This window comes from Bradyrhizobium sp. Leo170 (assembly GCF_004296405.1).
In the GTDB taxonomy this organism is placed as follows: domain Bacteria; phylum Pseudomonadota; class Alphaproteobacteria; order Rhizobiales; family Xanthobacteraceae; genus Bradyrhizobium.
This window is the reverse complement of record NZ_PSRR01000401.1, coordinates 1-7,033: the sequence shown is the minus strand read 5'-3', so window position 1 is coordinate 7,033 and position 7,033 is coordinate 1. Positions and strand designations below refer to the sequence as shown.

Sequence of the window (7,033 nt, the reverse complement as noted above, 5' to 3'; positions counted from 1 at the left end):
GCGTTCCGCCGATCGCAGACGCCTTGATCGCCCCCGCGTCGTTGTTGCTGGCCGACACATCGATGACAGAGCCCGCAGCCTGGATGATGCTGCCAGCGCGGCTTTCGATCTCCAGGGTCCCGCCCCAACTGTATTTCGTCACCTCGTAAAAGGAGATCGCGCGGCCGGCGAGATCGATGAGCGCGCCGTTGCCGAGCACGATGTCGTCCTGCGCTGCCATGACCAGGCGCCCGCTCGGCACAGCGACCGTCGTGTCGAGCGCGATGGCAGTACCCTGCAGGCGTATCTCGCCGCCGAGATCGCTGCGCGCCGACGGATCGATGGTCTTGCCCCCGGCATTGACCGTGATCGAGCCGCCGGCGCGGATGTCGATCATGGCGCCGCTGTCGGCGGTGAAGAGCGGTGTCGAAATAATGAGGTTGCCGCCGCTATAGGACGCCGAATCCGTGCCGGTGTGATAGACTGACACGCTGCCGCGATTATTGGCGGTAATCTTCTCGCTGGCGACGAGGTCCACGCTCGAGAAGCCGAGCGCCAGCCGCTCAAGCTCGGCGCTGCTCTGGCTGCGCGCCAGCGGATCATAACCAAAATGGATCTCGCGCGCCTGGAAGGTAAGCCGGCCGGATCCGGTGCCGGCGCCGTTCGGCTGTACGGCCGGCGGCTTCAGGCTGGCAAAAGGATTCTGCACTGACCCATCGCCGCTTGCGACACCGTTCCAGATCAGCGTGTCGGCGGCGAGGATGGCGGATGTACTATCGCCCCAACCGTAGATCGCCGGCGTATTGAGTACGACCATGGTCTCCACGGAATCGCCGGCCCGACTGCGCGCATCGAGTGCGACATCGCCATAGAACTTGATCGCATCACGCACCGATATCGACAGCCGCTGGAGCGCCGCAAGGTTCGTCGTGGCAGGATTGAGCAGGCGGTCCAACGTTGTCTGCGTCAGATTCCAGCCGGTACCGAGCACACCCGCCGCTTCTGCGACAGCAAGCGAAGCTTCCGTTCCCACGTTAACGGCCGGCAGACTCAATGCGAGATAGCGTGTGTTGAGCTGCGCTTGTCCAAGCGAGAGTCGATCGGCGGCGATAAATCCGATGGTCCCGCGCGTGCGCAGGATGGCACCGTCTGCCACCGTCAATGTGCTCGGCCGCTCATTCCTCGGAACCACCGCCGGCAACAGATTGAACCATCCGTTCGCGACCACAAGCACAGAACCGAATGGCACGTTGTCTGGAGAGTTGCCGTTCGCAAAGACGTAACCAAGTGTCGAGTCGGGCACCACAAAGGCGCTGCGGGTCGTGTCGAGGACAGCTCCGTCTTCGACCGAGACCGCATTGCCAGCCAGGAGGATTTGGCCCGCCTCAAGCACGGCGCCAAACCGCACCGTGATCGCATCGCTGCTGCCGAAACTGTTTTGTTGAAGAGTGATAAAGCCCCGGTTCGCCCAATACTCCGCTCCGACGAGCAGAGTTCCGGCGTTGAAGCGCGAAAGGTCCTCCGCATCGAGCGCCGCCATGCCCGCAGTGGCCGCGGCGCCAGATGCCTTGATTTCCAGTGGCTTGATGCTCTGGACCAGCAGGGTGCCGGCATAGCCGCCTTCGCCCGGCGCGAACCGGGCGGTGCCCTTGAAGTCGAGCACATCGCCGGCCTCCTCGAAGGAGAGCACGAGTTGCTTGCCATCGATGGGCAGGCGCGCCCGCGTGGTGCCGAAGCGGGCCGCGGTCTCCAGTGCGAAGGTGCTGTAGCTCGCCGCATTGTACTGGGAATGCGTGCGCACCGTCTTTTCGGGCGTGATTATGATCTGGTTCGGCAAGACGGAGCGGATCGCCGTATTGGCGACGCCGAGATGTGCGCTTGCAACATAGGAGCCGTTGCCAAGCGGGACCGCGCCGTTGTCGCGCGGCAGACCGCCGCCGATCTCGATGCGATAGGCGCCGGGCATGAGTGCATAGGTTGAAGGCAGCAAAGTGTAAGTGCCGGCCGGAAGTCCGGGAATGCCCGACGGAATGGTGATCTGCTGGCCGATGGCCGGATCGCCTGCTCCCTTTTCCTGGACGATGGGCGCATAACCCGAGGCGTAACCGGGTATGATGGCATAGACCTTGTTGCCCGCCGCGCTGAAACTGAAGGCGGGATTGGCACTCAAGAGCGGCGTCTTGAGGATATCGACCGAGCCGCCGCGGCCAGCCATGAAGCCCGCCCCGGCCAGTTCGCCACCACCGGTAAGATCAAGCACCGCACCGGGCGCAGCCTCAAACTTGTCCGATGTGATCTCGATCCGGCCCATGGCGTTGAGAGTCATCAGGTCGGGGAGGGTCAATTCAGCGCCATTATAGATGTATTTGACACCATCCACTGTGCCGCCGTAGGGAATGACAAGGCCCGCCGCGCTGACCGAGGTGATGCTGCCGTCCCGCAGGATCACGCGGCCGCTACCTCTATACGGGTCACCCATTTGGATGGTGCCGAGTGGTGCGCGAAGAACGCCGCCCTGGTCGATGACGCCGCCAACAAGTTGAAGCTTGCCAAACACGGACGATGGCATCTGCGCAGACGTGCCGTTGCTGCGGATGGCGAGAACGCTGTCTGGCCGCGATCTGGCATAAGATCCGTCCCAGACAGCACCTGCCATGATCATCGCGGTCGCGCCGGTGACGGGATAGAGCTGCGCCGCCGTGAAAGTCAGATTACCCGCGCTGGTGAATGAGCCGCCGCGGAAACGGACATCGCCACGGCTGAAGAGATGAACGTCCGCAAAACCTGCGACGTCGAGCGAGGCCGACACCATCACAGGTAATGGACCGCTGGAATCGATCGCGAAGTCATAAGTGCCGGATGCGCCAAACTGGACGGCGCCGATATCGATCAGGTCTGCTTCCACCATCAGCCGGCCGGCATATCTCTGCGTTGGCGCGAGAGCGAAAAGACGGGGATTGATAATTCCTGCCCTCGCGTCACTTCCTGAACTGGGCGCGGAGCCGACGCCCAAACCCATGGACACCACGGGCACCGCAAGAGAGATGCGCGCCTCCGGCGTCGTATCCGCCACAGCGATGACGCCGCGCTGCAAGGCGAGCCTCTGGCCCATCTGCAGCGAGACATCGCCCTCGAACTGTATGACGTCGGAACTCCAGAGCGAGAGATTGTCGAAGCCTCCGGCTTCGACCTGCTCGACGCTCAGCCGCGCGCGTGCGTAGCCAAGCGACGCATCCTGTTCGCCTGGCTTGAGATCGGCCCGCAAGCCCGAGTACTGGCGCGCCTGCGTCACGGTGAAGATGCGTGGCTGCTTGATCGCTTGAATATCTGTCTTCAAATAACTCGTTGTTTCGAGGATCACGTCGAGGCTGCCACCGGTGGCCCCCGCACCACCTGATGCGGCGCGCGTCTTGCCATCGAGCATAAGGCCCGTGGTCGAGGCCAGCATGATCGAGCCGCCGCGGCTGGGCAATGTCCTGACATCGGAGCGCGAAAGCGGATTGCCGCCCGGCGCTAGATCGATTGTCGCACTGGCGCCCGAGGCATCGAGGACCGCGCCTGGACGTATGATCACCAGGGCTCCGCTGATCGTGTCCAGCTCGCCATCGCGGTTCGGCGTTAGCGTCTCGATGCCGATCTTGATCGAGCCGCCATTCGGAACTTGCGCAAACGTGCGACCGCTACGATCGACCCCGGTGACCGCGCGCGCGGCGACGTCGAGCACCGCGTTATCGCCGATCCAGATCGAGCGCCCCGGCACAAAAACAATGCCCACGTTTTCGCTTACGCCGCTATTGAGGCTGATTGCACCACCCCAGGCATTGAGCCGTCCATCAATCGTGACCTGCCCGAGCGCCGAAATGGCAATGGACTGGCCGGGATCGACCTCGATGAGCGAACCCGTCCCGACGGACACGTACCCCACATCGGAAAACGCGAGGCTTGCCCCTTTGCGCTGGGTGAAGCTCGCTGTCCTGATGTTTTCGAGATAGAGCGGCGGCGTCCAGATTTCCAGCGCAGCGGCGGGATCGGCGTCGGTGGACGTGGCGTAAGCTGCGTCGGTGAAGCGGTAGACCGGCATCTCCCCATCAAGCACGGTGCCATCCGCGACCGTAACACCGCCGCTGTTGGTGATGGTTCCCTTGATTTCGTACTGCGAGAAGCCCTTCTTGAAAAAGTCGGGCTTCAGGAGAATCTGCCCGGCTTCAAGCGCGGCATCACTGTTGGCGATGAGCACGGCTGCTCCCCCGACGCTGAGCCTGCCGCCGCCTTCCACCCCATAGCCGTGGAACTCGCCATCGAGCACCAACTTGCCCACGCCCGTGGTCGTCGAATTTGCATTGGCATTGGCCAGGACGGTGACATTGCCGCCCTTGCCGCCTTTGGTTTTTCCGTCGGTAAGGATCGCAGCGCCCGACGACACGTCGATCACGCTGCCGGATTCCATGATGACGCTTTGCGACGATTGCAGCGAGACAGATCCGCCATCGATAGACGCGAGCCGCAGCGTTGTTCGATCCAGGAAACCGTTGCTCCACTGTCCGCTGACATCGAGCGTGACGCCCGCACGCAAGGTGACGGCGGCGAGGCCATCCAGTGTCAGCGCCGTATTCGTCCGCTGCAGCACGTTGCCCGTGCTGATGCTGCCCCCATGCGCGGTGACATCGGCCTTGAAGTCGATGACCGGCGCGGTGAAGGACAGCGCGCCGCCGTCCGCCAGCGCCAGCGGCGCGTCGACGGTGATGCTGTCGCGCGTCCTGATCTCCAGGCCGCCCAACCCCTGCGCATTCAGATGCGCAGCATCGAACCATGCAGTGTTGGCGCGATCTGACGGCAGGCTGTCGCCAGGCTTGACCGTGTTCGCGCTCGGCAAGATCCGGCCGAGGATCACCTTGGTGACGTAGGCGTCGCGACCTTCCGCCGGCGTATATTTGCCAAGTTCGAGCGAACCGGCCTGCGCGACCACGTTCTGGCCGAGCTTGTAGCCGTCACTCGCTCCCGACGGTCGCTTGCCGGTTTGCCGCTCGCCCGTGACCACGCCGGCGAGGATGTCGCCTTCGAAGATCGAGGTCGGCGTCGACAACCCCAGATGGCCGGCATCGCGGCCAACCGTGTAACCGTCCTCCCAGCGGCGGCTCGTGCGGCCCTTTCCGAACGGGCTGGCCCATACCTCCTTGACGTTCCAATGCTCGTGATCGCGGATGAAGCCCTCACCCAGACCCAAGAACTGCATATCTCCGCGCGCATTGTTGATGTTGTACATGCGGCCGTCGGCGCCGAGGAAATTCGAGGTCGTGATATAGCCACCTTCGTAGGTAACCGAGCCGCCGGAGACGTCGAAGATCGCGTGCTGTTGCGCGACGACCTCCTTGGCGGAGAGCGTGATGGTGCCGCCAACGGCCGTCCACTCGCCGATCTTGTGCGCGGTGTTGCCGAGATATCCGGAAACCTCCAACAACCCGCCTGGCGTGTAGTAGCGATCGTTCTCGTAGCCGCCGGTCCCGGCCGGCACCAGAACGAGATCACGCAGATCGATCCAGACGTTGGCGTTTTTCAGGCTGCTGCTTTCGCGGTTCACCGGCGAGTCGCGCAGCTCATTGCCCTGGATGTTGACCTCGATGTTGTTGGCAGACATCGGCAGCAGGACGCCGCGCGTGCCGGAGACATCGAGCACGGCGTTGCTTTCGACGAAGATGCGCGCCTTTGGCGCCTCCACCACGATCTGCCCGCCTTGCGCCTGGGTGATCGAACCGCCCTTGAACACAGCACTGCCGCCGGTGACGATTTCCACGCGCGACTGGTCGAGCCGGTCATCCATGGTGGAGAGGTTGTCGAACTGGGCGTTCGCGATCGGACGGTGCTTGAGGTCACCCGAGGCCGCGATCAGGGCATCACGCTTGCCGTTCAGCGCGGTGGCATCGCTTGTCAGCTCCGGCAGGATTGTCGTCACGCTGCCAGCACCGAGGGTGACGCCGCCTTTCGTATCCGACACCGAGTTCAGAAGATGGATCGTACCGCGCGTGTCGACCGAGGTGGTCGACATCAGCAGGCCATTCTGCTCGATGATGCGCCCCGCGAGCGTGATATCGCCCTGCTGGCTGAAAACGACCCCGGAGTTCCTCGCCAGCCCGCTAGCGCTCGACGAATTGAGGAGCGGCACGATCTCATTGCCGTTCGTGGTCGAAGACTGGTTCGCATCGGTGCCGTAACCAGGCCTGAGGATGAAGTTATCGCCGGCAGCGAACTGCGTTTGCCCCTTTGGAGTCGAGATCGATCCCGCATTGTCGACCTCCGTGCCCAAGAAGAGCACAAGACCTCCGCCCTGCTCCGCCTTTTGCGGCGCATGGGTCTTGATCTGCGCCCCAGCTTCCACCTTGATCAAGCCGCCGGCATTAATGAAGCTCGGCTGATAGGGGCTGCTGTCCGACGGCTTCGTCGAATAGATGCCGCTGTTCAGAAACTGAGTGTCGGTGATGTGAGCGGTCGAGGCGATCAGCGCGCCGACATTCACCTGCGAGCCGCCACCGAAGATGATTCCATTTTGGTTGATGACATAGACCGAGCCGTCGGCCTTGATGCTGCCGAGGATCTGGCTCGGCCGCGCATCCGCACTGAGGACGCGGTTCAGCGCAACCCAGTCGCGATTGCCCTGCTGGTCGAAGCGTAGATCCGTCCGGCCGCCCACGTTGAAGGTATCCCAGCTCAGGATTGCCCTCTGCTCGCGTTGCTTGATGTCGACGTTGACGCGATCGCCATTGGTAAACTCGGTCGGAAGGTCAGCGCCTCTCCAGAGGTTCCGGTTTACGCTGCCGTCGGGGCCGACGACGCCAGCCCCAATCCGCAAACCGCCCGGCCGCAAACCATTCGGCACGCTATCCGGCGTCGCCTGCAGCGCCGCCCTTGCCGCGTCTCGCGCCGCCTGCTGAACGGCCTGCTGTGCCTGGATCGCCAGCGCCGCGCGGTTCAGCGAATTGCCGGCGGACTGCGCCGCTTGTGCTGCTTCCTGTGCCGCCGATTGTGCCGCGGCGATTGCCGCCGCAGATGGGGGTCGGCG

General features: G+C 63.5%; 1 protein-coding gene. It reads right to left on the bottom strand.

Annotated elements, in window-relative coordinates:
• On the bottom strand, positions 1 to 7,033 hold a 7,033-nt coding region (locus tag CWO89_RS38410), incomplete at both ends, for a two-partner secretion domain-containing protein (protein WP_130583548.1).